Annotated in this window: 16 protein-coding genes; 12 read left to right on the plus strand and 4 right to left on the minus strand. The window is 43.0% G+C overall.

Annotation, left to right across the window (positions count from 1 at the left end; translation table 11 throughout):
- Positions 1-68: 68 nt before the first annotated feature.
- The 11 genes from NYR25_03195 to NYR25_03245 all read left to right on the plus strand — a co-directional run bounded on the left by NYR25_03195 (position 69) and on the right by NYR25_03245 (position 13,677).
- The gene (locus tag NYR25_03195; GenBank protein ID UWF34408.1) at positions 69-2,276 is read left to right on the plus strand and encodes a glycoside hydrolase family 3 C-terminal domain-containing protein; all 2,208 of its coding nucleotides are present in this window, start codon (positions 69-71) and stop codon (positions 2,274-2,276) included.
- 23 nt (positions 2,277-2,299) lie between these two features.
- A complete protein-coding gene (locus tag NYR25_03200; GenBank protein ID UWF34409.1) occupies positions 2,300-3,655 on the plus strand; it encodes a PTS transporter subunit EIIC in 1,356 nt (451 codons plus the stop codon).
- Positions 3,656-3,677: 22 nt separating this feature from the next.
- Entirely contained in the window at positions 3,678-4,562 is an 885-nt protein-coding gene (locus NYR25_03205; protein UWF34410.1) for an ROK family protein, read from the plus strand.
- Positions 4,555-5,922: a glycoside hydrolase family 1 protein gene (locus NYR25_03210; protein ID UWF34411.1), complete on the plus strand. Its 1,368-nt coding sequence runs from the start codon at positions 4,555-4,557 to the stop codon at positions 5,920-5,922. Before NYR25_03205 ends, NYR25_03210 begins: the two co-directional genes overlap by 8 nt.
- Positions 5,915-6,886 (plus strand): alpha/beta hydrolase, encoded by a 972-nt coding sequence (locus tag NYR25_03215; protein ID UWF34412.1) that lies wholly within the window; start codon positions 5,915-5,917, stop codon positions 6,884-6,886. Before NYR25_03210 ends, NYR25_03215 begins: the two co-directional genes overlap by 8 nt.
- A gap of 2 nt (positions 6,887-6,888) precedes the next feature.
- A complete protein-coding gene (locus tag NYR25_03220) occupies positions 6,889-8,598 on the plus strand; it encodes a DUF4091 domain-containing protein (protein UWF34413.1) in 1,710 nt (569 codons plus the stop codon).
- A gap of 35 nt (positions 8,599-8,633) precedes the next feature.
- On the plus strand, positions 8,634-8,858 hold the full coding sequence (locus NYR25_03225; GenBank protein ID UWF34414.1) for a hypothetical protein: 225 nt from the start codon (positions 8,634-8,636) through the stop codon (positions 8,856-8,858).
- Between the two features lie 17 nt (positions 8,859-8,875).
- Entirely contained in the window at positions 8,876-9,631 is a 756-nt protein-coding gene (locus NYR25_03230) for an alpha/beta hydrolase (GenBank protein UWF34415.1), read from the plus strand.
- A 221-nt stretch (positions 9,632-9,852) separates the two neighbouring features.
- Positions 9,853-11,763: a PTS sugar transporter subunit IIA gene (locus tag NYR25_03235; protein ID UWF34416.1), complete on the plus strand. Its 1,911-nt coding sequence runs from the start codon at positions 9,853-9,855 to the stop codon at positions 11,761-11,763.
- A gap of 3 nt (positions 11,764-11,766) precedes the next feature.
- Entirely contained in the window at positions 11,767-12,219 is a 453-nt protein-coding gene (locus NYR25_03240; protein ID UWF34417.1) for a PTS sugar transporter subunit IIA, read from the plus strand.
- 24 nt (positions 12,220-12,243) lie between these two features.
- On the plus strand, positions 12,244-13,677 hold the full coding sequence (locus NYR25_03245; protein UWF34418.1) for a PTS fructose transporter subunit IIBC: 1,434 nt from the start codon (positions 12,244-12,246) through the stop codon (positions 13,675-13,677).
- 232 nt (positions 13,678-13,909) lie between these two features.
- Here the strand turns inward: NYR25_03245 and NYR25_03250 are convergent, their stop codons facing one another.
- The 4 genes from NYR25_03250 to NYR25_03265 all read right to left on the minus strand — a co-directional run bounded on the left by NYR25_03250 (position 13,910) and on the right by NYR25_03265 (position 17,867).
- Positions 13,910-15,208 (minus strand): amidohydrolase family protein, encoded by a 1,299-nt coding sequence (locus NYR25_03250; GenBank protein UWF34419.1) that lies wholly within the window; start codon positions 15,206-15,208, stop codon positions 13,910-13,912.
- Between the two features lie 17 nt (positions 15,209-15,225).
- Positions 15,226-15,672: a hypothetical protein gene (locus tag NYR25_03255; GenBank protein ID UWF34420.1), complete on the minus strand. Its 447-nt coding sequence runs from the start codon at positions 15,670-15,672 to the stop codon at positions 15,226-15,228.
- A 3-nt stretch (positions 15,673-15,675) separates the two neighbouring features.
- Positions 15,676-16,524: a DUF3100 domain-containing protein gene (locus NYR25_03260; GenBank protein UWF34421.1), complete on the minus strand. Its 849-nt coding sequence runs from the start codon at positions 16,522-16,524 to the stop codon at positions 15,676-15,678.
- 311 nt (positions 16,525-16,835) lie between these two features.
- Positions 16,836-17,867, minus strand: a complete 1,032-nt coding sequence (locus NYR25_03265; GenBank protein UWF34422.1) for a galactose mutarotase — start codon at positions 17,865-17,867, stop codon at positions 16,836-16,838.
- Positions 17,868-18,061: 194 nt separating this feature from the next.
- On the opposite strand from NYR25_03265, the gene NYR25_03270 reads away from it, so the two are divergent.
- Positions 18,062-19,147, plus strand: a complete 1,086-nt coding sequence (locus tag NYR25_03270; GenBank protein ID UWF34712.1) for a GntR family transcriptional regulator — start codon at positions 18,062-18,064, stop codon at positions 19,145-19,147.
- Positions 19,148-19,215: the final 68 nt, after the last annotated feature.

The following is a 19,215-nucleotide window of genomic DNA, read 5'->3' on the forward strand; positions in this document are numbered from 1 at the left end:
TGAAAATAAAATCAACTATACTGCAACTATAAGAGGATTGAAAACGATTACTTATGGGAGGCAGTCATTTGAAGGAAGCAGAATTAAAAAAATTATTCAATGATTTAAGCGATGAAGAAAAGGTTAGTCAAACCGTCCAGTTAAACGGTGATTTATTTGTGGAAAGTGGGGTGATGAGTACCGGCCCTAAAACTGATTTAGGATTTCCTGTCAATTTTAATTATTACGAGATTGGCTCGATTTACAACGTCAACGACCACCAAAAACTAAAACAGTTGCAAACGGAAGTATTGGAAAAGAGTCGTCATCGGATACCGCTATTATTTATGTCAGATATTATTTATGGATTTCGGACGATTTTTCCGATGCCGTTAGCACAAGCAGGCTCGTATAACTTTGATTTAATTCAACGAGCGGCAGCGGTAACTGCAAAAGAAAGTTACCAAAATGGTCTTCACGTTGTTTTTTCGCCCATGCTAGATTTGGTTCGGGATCCGCGTTGGGGAAGGGTAATGGAATCGCCTGGGGAAGACGTTTACACAGCTAAAGAATTTGGACGCAGCGTTGTTCATGGATACCAGGGAGATATGAACGGCGGAAAAATTGGACCAAACCACGTTGCCGCCTGTATCAAACATTTTGCGGCATACGGTGCACCAGAGAGCGGTCGAGAATATAATTCCGTTGAGCTTTCCGAACAAAAACTTTACAACGAATATTTACAAGCTTACCAAGCCGCAATTGAAGCCCGGGCCCAGGTGGTAATGACTGCCTTTAACCTATTAAATGGGGTACCCGCGACTGGTAACCAGTGGTTAAATCGAAAAATTTTACGAAAACGGTTTGGATTTAATGGAGTACTTGACGCTGATTATGCAGCAGTTGCAGAATTGGTGGCTCATGGTTATGCAACAGATTCCGAAGATGCCGCACAAAAAGCGCTACGTGCGGGAGTCGATTTAGACATGATGACTGCAACTTACGCTAATGGATTACCAAAACTCCTCAAGAATCCAGAGATGCGAAAGCTATTAGATGAAGCAGTTTGGCGAATTTTGGTTTTGAAAAACAAATTAGGCTTATTTGAGAATCCTTTCCGGGGGCTGGATGAACCTACTACTGGTGAAGTACTTGCCCAACAAGATCGCGCGCTGGCCACCAAACTAGTTGAGGAAAGCTGTGTTTTATTAAAAAATAAAAGCGCTTTACCACTACGACAAGATCAAAAAATTGCGGTGATTGGGCCGTACGCGGAAAGCAAACTGACCCTTGGCTTTTGGGCCTCGGTAAGTGGCAAAGCTACTGACGTAGTTTCTTTAAAAGAAGGGCTTCAACAAGTATTTAAGCCCGAACAGCTATCATTTAGCCGCGGATTTAACCTATTTGACTCTTATGCGCCCTTTGGACCCTTGAAAAAGGGCCTTGAACTGGTGAATGGACCAATTGAAGATGAAGCAATGCTTTTAAAGCAAGCCGAAAAACAAGCAGCCACGGCGGACGTTGTAGTGCTAACCATTGGTGAAAACTTTTTGGAAAGTGGGGAGGGTGCCGCTAAAGCTCATTTGACTTTACCAGCGAAACAAAAGCAACTCATTCAAGCGCTTGCTAAGCTAGGCAAACCGATTGTTGGAATCATTTATACTGGACGCCCACTCGTTTTAACTGACGTTGAACCATATTTTGATAGTTTGCTATTAGCTTGGTATCCCGGAATTATGGGAGGCGTGGGGATTGCTAATTTACTATCTGGTAAAGCAAGTCCTTCAGCTCGATTATCAATGACTTTTCCGCGGAGCGAAGGCCAACTTCCGATTTATCTAGCAAGAACTCCTACTGGTCGTCCGTTAGGTAAAACTAATCATTCAGAACGGTTTGTATCCAAATATATTGATGAAAGTAACGAACCCCTATATCCATTTGGTAGCGGGCTTAGTTACGCAAAATTTGTCGGTAAATGGCGGAATTTATCTTACGAGGCGGGTAATTTAAAAGGCCAATTTGAGGTAAAAAATCTTAGTGAACGAACTGCGGATGTGGTTGCCCAGATTTACCTTAAGCAATTTCCTGCAGAAATTGTTCAGCCGGTCAAACGATTAATTAAAACCGTTAAAATTCAGTTTTCAGGCTCTGGTAAACAGGTGGTTGATTTTGAATTGCCAGTAGAGGAGTTAGCTTACTTTGACAACCAAGGCCAAAAACACCTTGAACACGTCCAATACCAGTTCCAACTTGATATTTTAGGAGAAACCGCAGATATTGACTTGAAATTAAACTAAACTTAAGTAAAGGAGTATCAAAAATGAACAATTTAGAGAAGTTTTTAAACGACAAGCTACTACCAATTTCGGAAAAATTACAAAAGAATAAAGTCCTGGCGGCCCTAATGGAAGGATTTATTCGGACCAGTCCAATCACGTTGGGAATTGCGTTAATCACCATTATCGGGAACTTTCCGGTTCCGGGTTGGACTCAATTTTTAACTAAGATTGGGATTTTCCAACATGTCGAAGCGATTACTAATGGGGCTACCGGAGTTTTCTCGCTATACGTAGTGTACAGTTTAGCCTTTTCTTACGCGAAGCAATTGAAAACTAACGAACGGAATGCTTCATTAATTTCGTTAGCCAGTTTCATCATGTTAATGCCGCAATCGGTTACCACCACGGTAATGAAGAGCGGCCACGCGACTAGTCAAGCAATTGGAGCATTAAAACTTGATTACTTAGGCGGACAGGGGCTATTTATCGGAATGATTTTAGCATTGGTAATCACCCGACTTTACGCAGCCCTTTCCAAAAAGAACTTGATGATCAAGCTTCCCGAAAGCGTTCCGCCAATGGTTACCCAATCTTTATCCCCAGTGTTCGTTGTTACCATCATCTTCGTACTAGTATTCATCGTTCGGGTATTGTTTGGGTTGACGCCATCAGGAACCATCTTCCAATTCTTCGTTGACGCAATTAACGCTCCGTTGAACTCCTTAGTTGCTAGCCCGCTTTCAATTATCTTGATAATGGAACTCTTAGCAATTTTCTGGTTCTTCGGAATCCACAACGCTGTTTTACAAGGACCTTTAGGCGCAGTTAGCATGACCATGATCGTTGGTAACATCACGGCTTTCCAACATGGTCAAAAATTACCGTACTTGTTACCTTCCGTAATTTACATGGGAATGTACGCAGCGGGATTCATGGGCTTAGTTACTTTTGTAATGATTCGCAGTAAGTCAACCAAGATGAAGCAATTAGGTAAATTAGCATTTATTCCATCACTTTTTAATATTTCAGAACCGATTATGTTCGGGATGCCAATTATTTTGAACCCGCTCTTCTTTATTCCGCAAGTATTTACGCAATTAATTGCGGGCTTTGTAACCTGGGGCTTAACGACCACTATTTTACCAATTTCACTTAACCCAACGATGTCGCTACTCCCATGGACTACACCAACTTTCGTTAAGATGCCATTTTCAGGGGGTCTAAACTACACCATCCTAATGGTGATTTGTATGGCGATTGGAATTTTAATGTGGTACCCATTCATTAAGGTTGCGGACAACAAAGAATACCGCTTAGAAATGGAACTCGCAAAAAAAGAACAAACTGAAACTGAAGCAGAAAAAGAAGCGGAAGCAGCGGAAGCAGTTACCGAATAGTTTAAAAGCGTGGAGAAGACAGATGAAAAAGTTAAGTATTGATATTGGGGGATCCAGTATTAAAGCGGGGATTGTAGCCGACGGTACGGTTAGTGACCGACACAAATTCCCGACTCCCAATACTTATTTAGAGTTAAAAATTTTACTTGAAGATTTAATCAAACGTTATCGAGTTTCAACCAATCTTGAGCAAATTGCGCTTGCCGTCCCGGGTACCGTCGAAAATGATGGCACCGTGCGATTTGGCGGGGCAATTCCATATCTTGACCAAATCAACTTGAAAAACGTCGTAAGTAAGATGGCGGATTTGCCGGTCGTTGTGGAAAATGACGCTAAGGCGGCAACTTTGGGAGAAATGTGGCACGGCAACTTACGTGGAATCCATAACGGAGCTGCACTCATTTTGGGGACCGGGGTTGGATTAGGCATTTGTTTGAACGGCTCCTTGTACAAAGGGAGCCATCACCAAGCAGGTGAATTAAGTTTCATGATGCGGGATCGACGCGTTCAATCAGGGGACTCTTTTGTTGGGATTGGCTTATCCGCCGTTAACTTGGTTGAGGACCTTGCAGAAATTTTAAATATCGAGCCGGACGGACCTGCCGTATTTGCTAAGCTAAACCAGCAAACTAATGCGGATGCGCACCAACGATTTGCTGAGTATTGTTTTGGGGTTGCGCAAATCTGTTTTAATTTACAAACCGTATTGGATTTAGAAAAAATTGTGATTGGTGGCGGCATTAGCAGTCAGCCCCTATTAATCGAAAAAGTTCAGGAAGCATACCAGCAAATCTTAAATACGTCCCCAATTATTAAGAAGACGGTTAAACAAATTGACATCGCGGACGCTTTTTTTAAGGCGGATGCCAATTTAATTGGGGCTGCGGAGGTAATTAATTATGGCTAAAACATTTCCAGAAAATTTCTTGTGGGGAGCTTCCACCAGTGCTTACCAAGTTGAAGGCGGTTGGAACGCTGACGGAAAGGGACCCTCCGTCCAAGATGTAAAGGACATTCCAGCAGGGACCACTGATTTCAAGGTTGCAGTAGACCACTACCACCGGTTTGCTGAAGACGTAAAGCTTTTCAAAGAATTAGGTTTAAAGGCCTACCGCTTTTCAATCGCCTGGAGTCGGGTCATGCCTAACGGAAAAGTGAACCCAGAAGGCGTTAAATTTTACCGTAACCTAATTAATTTGCTTAAGGAAAATCAGATTGAACCAATTGTTACGGTATTTCATTTTGACTTACCTGCGGAAATTGACCAAGCTGGCGGATGGGAAAATCGGAAGACCATTCAGCAATTTGCGGACTACTGTGACGTCTTATTTGAAAACTTTGGTCAAGACGTTAAGTACTGGCAGACGATAAACGAGCAAAACGTAATGGCACTTGCTGGTTCGGTAATTGGGACTAGCCAAAAAAGCATGCGTGAAAAATTCCAGGAAAATCATCACATGCTTGTTGCTCAGGCATTAGTAACCAAACATTATCACGAACACGGTTACCCAGGAAAAATTGGTCCAGCACCCAACATCGCTAGTGTTTACGCTGCTTCTGACCGTCCGGCAGACCAGTTAGCAGCGCTCAACATGAGTGCACTACGCAATTGGCTGTTCTTAGACGTGGCAGTTTACGGGCGCTATAACCACAATGCTTGGCATATTTTAGAAAGCATTGGAGCTGCGCCAGTGGTTACGGAAACCGACCGGGAGATTTTAGCGGCGGGGACGTGCGACTACATTGCCTTTAACTACTACAACACCATGACGGTTGCGGCATACTTTGCTAAAGAAAATAAAATTGACCAACAATCGGGGTTTGGGATTCCAGGGTTTTTCCAAACGGTCACCAACGAGCATTTACCATCGACTGAATTTGGCTGGCCAATCGATCCTCAAGGATTCCGGTTTACCCTGAACGAAATCTACTCCCGCTACCATTTGCCAGTGTTAATTACCGAAAATGGGATCGGCGCGCATGATGAACTTACGGAAGACCATCAAATCCATGATCAGTATCGAATTGATTACCTAAAACAGCACATTCAACAAATGGAATTAGCTATACAAGACGGCGTTGAAGTGATCAGATATTGTCCATGGAGTGCAATTGATTTAATTAGCACGCACGAAGGGATGCAGAAACGTTACGGCTTTATTTACGTTAACCGGACCGACGACGAGCTTAAAGATTTAGCGCGTTATAAAAAGGATAGCTTTAATTGGTACCAACGGGTAATTGAACATAACGGAATAGTTGATTAATTTAAGGAAGGGGGTTCCGATTATCAAAAAAAGTAATTACGTATTTGACGAGTCAGCCAATACGGGAATGACGGTGTATTTACAAACGAATTTAAGTGCTCCCCAGCCGCTAATTTTAATAATTCCGGGAGGCGGTTACAGTTTTTGCAGTGAACGGGAAGCTGAACCGGTGGCTTTAGCTTTTTTGGCAAAAGGCTACCATGCCGCAGTATTACGTTATCACGTGGGAGAATTTCGCAATTTTCAAGCAGCTTTAAATGATGGCCAACTGGCTTTACGACAGATTAAACAAATTGCTTCGGACGCTGCAATTGATGTGGATAAAATCGCGGTAGTGGGCTTTTCTGCAGGTGGGCATTTAGCGGCGGCAACGTCGACAATGCTAAGCGAAAAGCCTAGCCTATGTGTTTTAGGCTATCCGGCAATTTTAGATTCGTTTGTCGAGGTAATGCAGGTGCAAGCCCCTTCCTTAGACCAGCAAGTTACCGCAACGACTCCGCCAACCTTTTTATTTACCACCTTTCAAGATAATGTGGTACCGGTGGAAAATTCGTTGTTGTACCTGCGAGCTTTAGAGGAACACGACGTTTTGTTTGAGGCCCACGTTTTTCAAGAAGGTAAGCATGGACTTTCGTTGGGGACAGCGGCAGTGGAAAAAAATGACCCGCGGTTTGCCCGGTGGTTTGACTTATGCTGCGAGTGGATGGAAATTAATTGGCAGAAGACGTCTAAGCCGGCGGAGTATCCGGATGTTTTAACCATGCCGGTCGGCGAACTAATGCGTAACGTAGCTAATAAAAAAATTCTCTTAGAGTATTTTCCAGTTTGGCAAGATCGTAGCCGGTATAAAATCGTTCGTAAGTTTAACCTTACGGAACTTCACGAGGTGGCGCCGCAAATTTTTAATGCAACGATTCTGCAACGACTACAAAGTAAATTAACAATGGGGGAAGGAGCAAATTAATAATGAAAAGTATCATCACCGACGAAAGTTGGCGGCCGACGACTGCGCTTAACCAACCACTTCCGCCGTCCATTGCACAAGTGCATAGTTTCAAAAACAGTAAAGCAGCATTTATGCTGTTGCTTAACGACGGACACCGTAATCACTATACGTTAGGCACCCAGTTTTCAATTCCAGACGATTTGGAAACTCCGATGTACCGTATTGCGTTTGAAACTGAGTTACCTTTGATATCTAATTTTGTGGAATATTATTTGGGGAAGGATGACGTCGCCTATGCCGATAAACTTTTAAGCGAGGCCAGTCATACCTATCCAGGAAACCAGTGGGCCCCGATTTATGTAGAAATTCCGATTAACCGAGATTTAAAAGCAGGAAACTATCCCGTAAAAATTAAAGTATACCAAACTAGCCTAACTGGATCAGAAGTTTTGGTAGTCGAAAGTAAACTCCAAATCGTGGTGGCTAATTTTGCCTTATCACCCAATCCGGCAAAGGACTTTCATCTCGATGTCTGGCAGCAGCCCTCTAATTTAGCCCGCACGTTCCACGTACCCATGTGGGGCGACCAGCACTTTGCGTTAATTGATGAAATGGCCGAAAAACTAGCGCAAATTGGACAAAAAACAGTAACGGTGATTGCGGGTGAAATTCCTTGGAAGGGATGGTTTAACTACATTGTCAAGGACTACCCCGCAAACCTGTACGAATATTCGATGATCCAGGTCAGCAAAGACTCCGCAGGTAAATTGAAATGTGACTTTACCGTTTTGGATCGTTACCTTGCTAGCTTTGCTAAATGGGGTGTTGACCAAGAGATTGAAATTTTTGGCTTACTAGGAGTTTGGAAACCACCGTTCTTTCCACAGGTAACCATTAAAGATTACCCAGAAAATTTAGTGGTTCGTTATCTAGACGAAGTTACGGGAACAATGCAATTTATCGATAACGTAGCAGATTTAACGAACTATGTTATAACACTTTGTGATCATTTAAAGGACTTGCAAGTTTGGAAAAAAGTTCGGCTAATTGCGGACGAACCTAAACAAGCACAGTTAAAAGAATTTAAGGATGCGTTATCTGCGTTGAAGCAAATGGTGCCAGATCTCAAGGTTAAGGTTGCTTTTGATAAGGAGCCGATCCTAAACGAATTAGCTCCGCTAGTAGATACCTTGGCAACTTCGTTTTATTGTACTAGTCAATTCGGCAGTCAATTGCAGGCCAGTCATCCTGGGGAAGTCCAGTATTATATTTGCAATTACCCAGACCACCCCAACACCTTCTTGCACAGCCCGTTATTGGAAACCCGGTTGCAAGGTACGTTGACGGCATTCTTACCGGTAAATGGCTTGTTACGGTGGGCGTTTAACTGCTGGCCAAGCAACGCCCGCGAAGATATTCGTTACAACACCAGTTCGTTGCCGATTGGGGACAATTGTTTGGTATATCCCGGGGAAAACGGTCATTTATTATTATCGTTGCGCTATAAGCAGTTGGAACGGGCGGTCGAGGACTTTAGTTTAATCAAGTCTGCAAAGGCTAAGGATGAAACAAGGACCACGGCAATATTAGAACATTTTTTTGGGGAAGCGGATTCTCGGAAATGGATGGAAGATAGCCATTGTGCAGCGCCAAAATTGTTTAGGCAAACTGCGGACGATTTTAAGCAAATGAGGGATGAATTAATTGCGGTAATCAATAACGACGTTTAAGAAAATAATCCTAGTGAAAATGGAAGATACCAATTATGCGATGGATAAAACGACTGTTAATCATAATACCAGCTTTGTTAATTTTATTAATTGGCGGAGCAATGCTAATTAACGCGTTAACGCCCCGACCAATTAGTTTATTAACCCGGCAACAATTTGATACGTCCAAAAAACATCAAGTGTACCCCCGGCCCAAAAGGTTCAAGCAAAAAACGGCTGAGCTAACGGTGCAAAAAACGTTAAGTACGGAAAGCACTTGAACAGGAGCGCCATGGACGTGTACTTACCGCCCAATGCTAGTAAAAGGCCCGTGCTTTTCTGGATGCACGGTGGTGCCTATGTCGGCGGGGATAAACGCGATTGTCAGGATTATCTAAAACTTTTGAGCGCGGATACTAACCAAGTCGTGGTGAATATTAACTACGCTCTTGCACCAGAAAGTCATCATGCGACACCAGTTAGACAGATCAACCAAGCTGTTCAGACAACCAAGCAAAAATACGGAAAACAAATTGATTGGTCCAAGGTCACCATTGGCGGAGATTCAGCTGGGGCGCAAATAAGCAGTGAATATGTTTTAACTTTGCAAAATAAAAAGATTCGTAAGATGGATCAAGTGCAGCCGGTTTTAAAAAAGCAGCAAGTTAAAAAGTTTGTGTCGTTATCGGGATTGCTAGAACCCCAAAAGTTTACCCAAGTTAGTGATCGCACATCTAGCTTCCTATACGCTAAATGCGGCTGGGCGTATTTTGCCGACAAGCATTTTGAAAAAAAGAAGTCCATTCGTGATTTATCAATTATCAGTAACGTTAACGATTGGACGCCGAAGACTTTTTTGACTGATGGCAACACAAATACCTTTACAAAGCAAATGAATGCCACTGCTAAAGCAATTAGTGACCATAATGGACAGGTGACTAAAGTAAGTTACCCGAAGAAAACCGCCAAGTTGAATCACGAGTATCAATTTGATTTTAGTAATAAAGAAGCCCAGGAAACCTATGCTAAGTTGGTGGATTTTTTAAGCGAATAGCTATTAAGGGGGCTTAACGCTGGCGATAAATTTTTTGTGTTTTAAAAGCGGCTAACCATGAGTACTTCTCAAGAAAGTGAAAATTCTTGAGAAGTACTTTTTAGTTCCTATATAAAAATAAGTCCTTTACAGAAGTTGCAACATTAATCATGCAATAGAAAACGTTTTCTGGAAGCCGATAAGCACGTATAGTACGTATTGGAAGGAGGTGAGTCGACATAATGCATGATCGGGAAGCAGAAATTGTCGAATTTTTAATTCATCACGGAGTGGTTCATTACGAACAAATCGCTAAAGCGACCAAGTTGTCGAAAAGAAGTATTGCAAATTACCTAGATATTATCGAAAATGACGCTCAGCCCTTTAACTTGAAACTAACGAGAAAGCCAAACGTCGGAATTTATTTAAACGGACAGTTACGCAATAAACAAGATTTCTTAGCGGCGTTGAAGCTTCATAGCGGTTTTACTTCGAAGGAAGCACGGATTCGTTATCTACTAATCAAATTGCTGGATGCGGACCGAAGCTATACGTTAAACGAGCTAGCTGATGACCTATACGTTAGTCGGAGCACTTTAGAAAGCGACTTCAAGCAGATTCGGGAATTCTTTAACGAACATCACGTTAAGATCAAGCGGGGAGCAAATGGGATTGCCATTCGGGCTTCTGGCGAACAACGCGAACGGTTGATGGCTAAAATTTTGAAAACATACTGGGGACAAAATATCTCCGTGATTCGGGATGGTGATGGACAAATTGCTTCCACCCTTAAATTGCCAGATTATTTACTAAATTTTTTTCCTGCCGACCTTGTCCAGGCGGTTTTGGCCGGAATTACGGATTTTATGGTAGCAAGCCAGTTGGAATTAACTGACTATGATCTTCAGTCTTTAGCAATCCACTTAATCATTAACACGGATGAGAATGCTACCCAGAGCATACCCCAAAACTTGCTATCCGAAACAAAGCAATTGTTGGCCGCAATAGAAAAGCGACGGCCCATTAATTTTTCGTTAACGGGACTCCAGCGGGTGAATGGATATCTTGAAGTAATCGTGGCACGGCAAAAAAATAGCTATTTAATTTCCGACGTGTCCCAAACTGAAAAGCAATACTACCAATTTTTGTTGGATAAATTAGCGGAATTGGAGCCTGACGAGGTACTGCTGCGAGATTTAGCAGTTCACTTAGCAACTGCGGTCGATCGTTTAAAAAAAGGGATCGTAATCGATAACCCCTATACGAACGAAATTAAAATGAATTTGCCGATTGCTTTTGACGTGGCAATCCAACTGGGAGAAGCGGTAGAAGCCCAATATCCAGTCCAGCTTCACGACGCAGAATTAGGATATTTAGCCCTTCATTTTGAAGCCTTTTTCGAACGCTGTCATTTACACGCTCCAATTGAAACGGTGGTGGTTAGTTCTGCCGGAGTCGGAGCATCCCAGCTATTAGCCCAACGACTTGAGGAACGTTTCAACAACAGTTTGAAAGTTACCCGAATTTTAGATCTGGCGACGGTCATGAAGACTAACTTAGCGGAAAAAATGGTGGTTAGTACGATTCCCATTTACGGGTTAAAACAACCAGTGATCTTGGTTAGTCCGCTTTTACCACCTGAGGATATCCAGCAAATCAATCATGCAATTATTAACCTGACTAAAAATAAACATTCAAATTCATTTTTTAATTTGTTGGATCCGCAGTTAATCCAGGTTGGTACAACGAAAAAATCCTACGGAACAGTGCTGGAAGAGATTGTTAAGGCGCTTACTACGCAGGAAATTTTGGTGAATAACCCTAAAATTTTGGAAATGCTAGTGGCGCGCGAGAAAATGGCGACCACCGCGCTTAATGCGGTAGCAATTCCACATATTGCTCCCAATTACGTACAAAAATCGGCCATTGCTTTGTGGCTTATTCCCCAAGGAGTGCAGTGGTTGGGCAATACGGTTTACGTGGTTATCTTTTTAGCGTTGACCCGGGAACAAGTTGCTGCAAGTCGAGAGGTTTATAAGCTTTTAAATCGGCTGGTTGAAAATCAAGATTTCTGCCAGCAGTTATCCCAAGCAACAACGCCGACTGATGCAATGGAGCAAATTCAAAAATTTATACAGAAAGAGGGAGAATGAGTAATGAATTCAGACGTAAAATGCGCAGCTTTTATTGATGTGAAGGTAGCACCGCAAAAAGAGGCGGCGTTAGCGACCACGGCCGAATTACTAGCAAACCAGTGGTCGATTGATGGTAAAGAATTGTATGCCAGCTTTGTTAACCGGGAGGCGGAAAGTTCGACAGGATTCGGGGACGGAATTGCTATTCCCCATGCAAAGGTTTCTGGGTTAGAAGTTCCGGTAGTGGGAATTTTAACGTACGCTGACCCAGTTGAGTGGGCGGCAATTGATGAACAGCCAGTTTCGCTTGCGATTGCGTTAATCGTACCTACTAAGGCAGATCAAGTTCATTTGCAGTTGCTTTCTAAGCTGGCTCGTAAATTAGTCGATCATGATTATGCAGAAGGGCTTCGTCGATCCGCGCACGATGCTGTGCAACTCACCCAACAGGTTCAACAAGCTTTAGCAGAATAAACGTTCAGGAAAGAAGGTAATGAAATGAAAAAAATTGTTGGCGTAACTAAGTGTCCGGTGGGAATTGCCCATACGTACATGGCGGCCGAAAAGTTAAAGGCAGCGGCCGAAGCAGCCGGATACGAGGCTAAGGTCGAAACGCAGGGCGCTTCGGGAACCGAAAATCCGTTAACTCAAGCCGAAATTGATGCTGCAGATTACGTAATCTTAGCGGTTGACGTAGCAATTGACGGGATGGAACGATTTAACGGGAAAAAGGTTTTATTCAGCAAAACTTCGGCAGCCATTAAGGATTCGGCAGCGTTAGTTGAGAAAGTTACCGATGCTCCGGTATACTATGCTGAAAAAAATGCGGCAGTCGCAGCGCAAAGCACGGACAATGCCAAGGGACAAAATCCAGCAATTAAACAGTTGTTAAACGGGGTTTCGCACATGATTCCGTTCGTAGTTGTCGGCGGATTGTTTATCGCCCTTTCGATTGCTTTAGGTGGCCATCCAACTGCCAATGCCGGAATGGTGGTTACTCCCGGAACCATTTGGAGTTCAATGAATCAAATCGGAACCTTAGGCTTCACCTTAATGATTCCAATTCTTGCAGGATTTACAGCTCATGCAATTGCGGGACGGGCTGCGTTAGCCCCCGCCATGATTGGTGCCATGGTTGCCAATTCACCAGATATTTTGGGAACCAAGGCGGGAACTGGATTCTTGGGAGCTATTCTAGTTGGCTTTGCAGCTGGATACTTAGTTAAATGGATGAACTCCTGGCCAATCCCGAAAAACTTGCGGTCCGTCATGCCGATTTTTGTAATTCCGCTTTTAGGTACCGCGATAATTTCGGCAGCGTTTATTTACCTATTGGGTGGTCCAATTTCTGCGTTGATGACGTTACTGCAAAACATGCTCGATACGCTATCGGCGAGCCCGTCAACTTCGGTATTACTCGGATTGATTTTGGGCGCGATGGTAGCGATTGACATGGGTGGTCCGATTAACAAGGTAGCCTTCCTGTTTGGAGTAGCTTCAATTACCGCAGGAAATCCCATGATTATGGGTGCCGTGGCTTGTTCAGTTTCGGTTCCACCACTTTCTTCGGGGCTTGCAACCTTAATTCGCCCGGATTTAAACGTCAATGAAGAAGAACGGTCGGCGGGAATTTCTGCCATGTTAATGGCGTTGATTGGCATTACGGAAGGGGCCATCCCACTGGCAACGACCCGGCCAGGACAAGTATTTCCGGGCATTATCATCGGTTCAGCAGTTGCCGGCGCCACCGGGATGATTTTTAAGATTACGGACGCGGTTCCCCATGGCGGCCCGATTGTCGGTGTGCTTGGGGCAACCAATAATTTAGGGTTATTTATTATCGCAATCTTGACTGGTACCGCGGTTTCCGTTTTGATTATTGCTATTTTAAAAATCCGAGCGGGTAAAAAGGCGGCTAAACAACTTTCTTAGAAAATTAATTGAAAAAAGAGAGTGGGACAAAAGTCGGGTAGTTTGCGAACATTAACTGAAATTTGACCATTATGCCTGTATTTGGCGTAATGGTCAATTTTTGGTTAAACGGAACAAACTGACTTTGGGTACACGTTTGGGCTCTATTGAGGTTAAAATGACTTTTTAAGGACCTTTTCATCCTTGAAAAGTATTTTTTCCAACCTCTTTTTGTATTGGGATAGTATGTAATTCAATGGTGGCACGCGTAATTGCGAGCTTCAGCGATAATGCGTTCTTGATCGAGAGTGAGTACTTGCCGATTTCGCATCAAGAACTGTCCGTCAACCATCGTATCCGTGACGTCGTTAGCGTTGACACACTCTAACAGGGTGTTTTGCCAATTACTGGAAGGGTAAAGATGGGGCTGGTTAAGGTCAATTGCAATTAAGTCGGCTTTGTAACCGGGTTGAATTTTACCTAACTGCCCAGCGTGGTTTAATGCGGCGGCGCCACCTTCTAAGAGCATTCGAAAAATTTGAGCAGCGGGCATGACGTTAGGTTGCCGTAATCGAAGACCGTGGGTAGCAACCATTAGGGAGCGAAAAATTTTAATCTCGTTCCAAAGGCTTAAACCACCGTGAGCGGCGCCATCGGTTCCAAACCCAATGGAAATTTGATTTTGAAGTAACTCGGGAGTAGTGGGAACTCCTTTTCCGGCGTTACTAAACGGGCAATGACAAAGTTTAACCCGGTATTTTTTAATGAGTTCTTTTTCGTGGTTAGATAGGAAGAGGCTATGGGCACCTAAAAAATGGTTACTGAGTAAGTGACGCTTAGCTAACCATTCGAAGGGCCGTAATCCGGTTCGTTGAATAATGTTGAGTATTTCGGTGGGGTATTCGTTCATGTGCGCGGTTAAAAAAGTGTGGTGTGTTTGAGCAGCCTCAGCAGCAAGGTCAATTAATTCATCGGAACAAGCGGTGAGGGCGCGTAGCGAATAGTAAACTTGCAAACGATCTTGGTGATGAAATTGCTGATATAGTTGGGTGGTTTGGTTGACGGCTTCGCGGGCGCTCATTTTAATTGACGCTGGTAGCTGGGAATCGTCCATGGTGGAGGCAGTTAATGTGCCACGCAACCCACTATGAGCGTAAACTTCTGCAGCACTTTCCATGTGGTAGCTCCCCGCTTCTACAAAACCGGTGGTTCCGCCAGTAATCATTTCTAAAGCAGCTAATTCTGCGCTTAGTTTCATCTGGGATGCGGTTAGTTGACTTTCGAAAGGTAGCATAATCCGGGTCCAAATTACTGGTTTAGCGTCAAGTACGCGCCCCCGCAAAAGTTGCTGTCCAGTATGTAAGTGACTGTCAATTAATCCCGGAAGGTAAAGGTGGTCGGCCCCGTCAATAATCTCGCCCGTAAACTTAGGAGGCCGAGGAAAATTGCCAACTTGTTGGATACGGTGGTCATGAATCCAAATTGACTGTTTGGTGTTAATCTGTCCGGCTTGTTTTAGAATGGTGGCATTTGTAATTAAAATATCAGACATTGTTATTATTAACCTCGCTAAAGTAATTTGGTTAAGCCTAGCGTGAAGGAATCCCATAAACAAGAACCTAAGAAAGTTCCGGTCATGACTAAAATTCCCACGATAATGTATTTCCATCCTTGACTAACAAAGCGCTGTAGTTGGTCACTAATGGCAATTCCAGCAAAGGAGCCCACGATGGTGAAGGGGGCCGCAAATTCAATAGCGTTCGCGCTACTGATTAGCCAAGCATGGATGGGCGAAAAAGGGGCCGCTCCCAATAGCCCTAAAATTGAACAGTAGGCAATTAGCGGAAGCTTGAGGGGCAGGTATTTTACGCAAAGCACTGCTAAAAGCGTGATCACGGTTAATGCGACGATGCCGTTAAGGCTTTTTTGAAATGAGATACCGTAACCAATCCAATTGGCTAATCCAGTACCAATGCCACACATAATTAATAGGAAAGTCCATTCTCGATAACGCATGTTTTAACCTCGGTTCAGTTTAAGATGCTGTTGAGTTGGTAAACGGAAGATTTTACAAAGTAAGGAGTAATACTTTTCGGTTAGGGGAAGGGCCAGCCACATGGTGATGTAGATTCCAGTAATTCCGGCAATTGTGTTACTAGCGGAAGCCATTGTGGTGATTACCGCGGCGTGGGCAGGAAAGGCGTTTGCTAAACTAGCACTCGCACTTGCCATGAAGATTCCCGCTCCAACTCCGGAAGCCATCCCGAGTGCTTGGGGAGCAAACCAACCGGTGCTGGCAATTAAGGAAGCCATGATGCCAAAGTATATTGCTCCGATCATGCCGCCGACGATGTAAAGGGCTAAGCTACCGTTGCTTTCGGCAGATTCCGCACCGTACGCGTTATTAATCACGGCCAAGTGGTATTCACGATTTAAGGAGCTGCAGGCTCCGATGGTTTCACGGTGTAGACCAAGTAACATCGCAATTGGAAGAGCTACAATTGGACCAAGGAGACTCCCAAAACCGTGTAGCAACAGGGCGGGACCGGCGTTTAAAATTAAATGAAGGTTAGCTCCCGCGGTAATGCCAAGTTTAACGATAAAGGGACAGATGCCAACTAAAACAAGTTTTCCAGCAGCCGTAGTTTCGGCAGGCCGGATTAATTTTAAAACCTGGGGACCGAGCATAATTCCTAAAATAATTGCGTAGAAAACGGGAAAGAAAATAATTACCCCGTTGCCAATTTTAAGGGTGACCTCGCCAATCCCGTCGGCAATTAACACTAAGACCAAACTAATTAGGTAAATTTTCTTTTCACTTTTAATGCGCTGCCAAAGGGATGAATAATCATCGACGGATCGTTTCATTCAAAGCACTCCTTCCTGAATCTTAACTATGCTTTGAGTTTAACATGTTATATTTAGCAATAAAAGAACTTTTAATGTTATTTTTATATTTATAGTTCGTGTTTATCAAAAAATAAATAAGTCTGCTTTAAGTTAGGAAAACGCTTGCTTTTTAAAAGGGCTCCTGTATAGTGGGAAGAGACTGATTTTTGCCGATCAAATCGTTACCTATTTCTAACGAATAGAATGTACAATCTTTATTTGGTAAATAAAAACCCGTAATTATTAGAAAACAATCTAATAATTGCGGGAATTTATGGTTTAAAAATTAGTTAATTACCTTTTAAATAGCGATAAGTGATGGTGTAAGATTGAGGTTCGTTAGCTGGCAAAGTGATATCGCCAAAACCGGGATGGTTATGGGTGTCTGGCAGAGTTTGAGCTTCCATAGCGATCCCCATTTGAGGGCGTCCCGGTCTCCTAGTAAAACTTAGGGCATCGTCGAGGGCGTTAGCGGTGTAAACCACTAGACCATTGCGTTTAGAATAAATTTCGAGAGCATCTTTACTATCTAAGTCTTGTAGTTTCGCGATTGGAGCGGCGTTTTCGTTAATTTTAAAGATGTCATCAAGGCCCTTTTCCGGGGTATCCTGCAAGGCGGCAATGGTGTCTTGCAGCTTTACCGGTTGACGGAAATCGTATGGAGTACGTTCGGTGGCAAGAAACTCTCCCGTGGGGACCTTTTGCTGATCAACGGCTAAATACTGGGCACTATCAATCGTCAACTGATGGTTCAATACATGGTCACGATTACTTAAGTTAAAGTACGCATGACAAGTTGGATTGAAAAGCGTTGGTTGATCAGCAGTTCCTTGATAAGTAATGATAACTTGGTCGTCGTTAGTAAGCTTAAACGTAATGGCAACATCAATGTTTCCTGGATAGCCGTCGTCGCTTTCTTTGATTTGATGAGTAAAGGTGACGGACAAAAAGTCTTCACCCTTTTGCAGATGGTAATCCCAGAGGTAATTAAAGAAGCCGTGGGGACCGCCGTGGTGAGTATTATTATTTTCGTTTGTTGGTAAATGAACCACACCTTTTGTTAACGGCATGGTTCCGTCCTTAATGCGTCCCGCGGTTCGACCAATTGCCATTCCAATGTAAAAGGGATTATCGTAGTACTTTTTAGTTTGGTCAAAACTAAGCACGAGATTTTTTCGTCCATCAGTCTGGGGAACCGAAAATTCATTTAAGATGGCTCCCATGGTGAGCACCCCAACGGAAACATCGTGATCATTAGTTAAGCGAATTTTTTCAACCTGATGACCGCGAAATTGATCGAACTTAAGTATATCAATGTGCATATTTATGTACCTCCATGTTTGAAACCGTTATCATTATCCTTAATCCTAAAATTTGTCCGGATAAATGTCAATGATTTTAACGACGAATGCATAGAATTAAAAAAGAATCGGCATTATAGATTTATCATTTAAAAATAAGTGATAACATTTTACTTATCGTATAATAAATTTGCTGTAGTAGAGGAGGAGCAATCATCGAAAAGAAGTACGAACTGGTTAAACAAGATTTGAAGGAAGAAATTTTATCGGGGAGTTATTCAATTAACGATAAATTGCCAACTGAATCAGAGTTGATGGAAAAATATGACGTGAGTCGTTATACAATTCGGCGCGCGGTTGGCGACTTAGAAAACGATCATTACATCTACCGGGTGCAAGGCGGGGGAATGTTTGTTGACGACTGGCAGAAATACGTAAACCAAAAGGTAGAAAATAAGGTGATTGGCGTCATCACCACCCACATTGCGGAGTACATCTTTCCATACATTATTACAGGTATTGACCGGTTGATTTCCTCACGTGGTTATTCAATCCTCATTAGCAATACGCAAAATGATCCTGCTCGAGAAAGAAAAAGCGTCCAAAAGATGATGGACAGTAATTTATCAGGGTTGATCGTGGAACCCACCCAGAGTGCTTTAGGCAACCCTAATCGTGATTTGTACGAGAAGATTAAGGAATCTAAGCTGCCCACCGTGTTTATTAACGCGCATTATCCTGAATTAGATTTTCCATACGCAGAAATGGCCGATACCCGGGCGGAAAAAATCATTACTAATAAATTGATTAGTATGGGTCACCAGAAAATTCTGGGCGTTTTTAAGGTGGATGATCAACAGGGAGTTCACCGGATGAACGGGTTCATTCAAGCTTATAAAGAACACCAAGATTTGGTTTATCAGAGTGAAATTGTAATGTACCAAACTTCGGATAATATGCGGTCGGTATTTACGAAGATTGAACAAATCTTGAGTCGTTCGCCAAATGAACGTCCGACCGCAATTATCTGTTACCATGATCAGATTGCCATTCAAGTGATGGCACTAGTGCGGTCCTTAGGCTTACGTATGCCAGATGATATCTCCATCTTTGGATTCGATAACTATAAGCTATCAAAGTACATGTCTCCACAGCTAAGTTCTGTAGAGCATCCTAAAGAAAAATTAGGGCGGGACGCAGCCAAGATGATTTTTGATATGATTGATGGTAAGACGGATATTAAAAATAAAATCTACGAACCCGAGATTATCTATCGGGAGTCAATTAAGAAATTATCGTAACAGTCAATTGATTAGATAAATTTAGAGGTGTAGTACCGATCGTTGGTATTACACCTCTTTTTTAATAT

The organism is Pediococcus acidilactici, assembly GCA_024970065.1.
GTDB lineage: Bacteria > Bacillota > Bacilli > Lactobacillales > Lactobacillaceae > Pediococcus > Pediococcus acidilactici_A.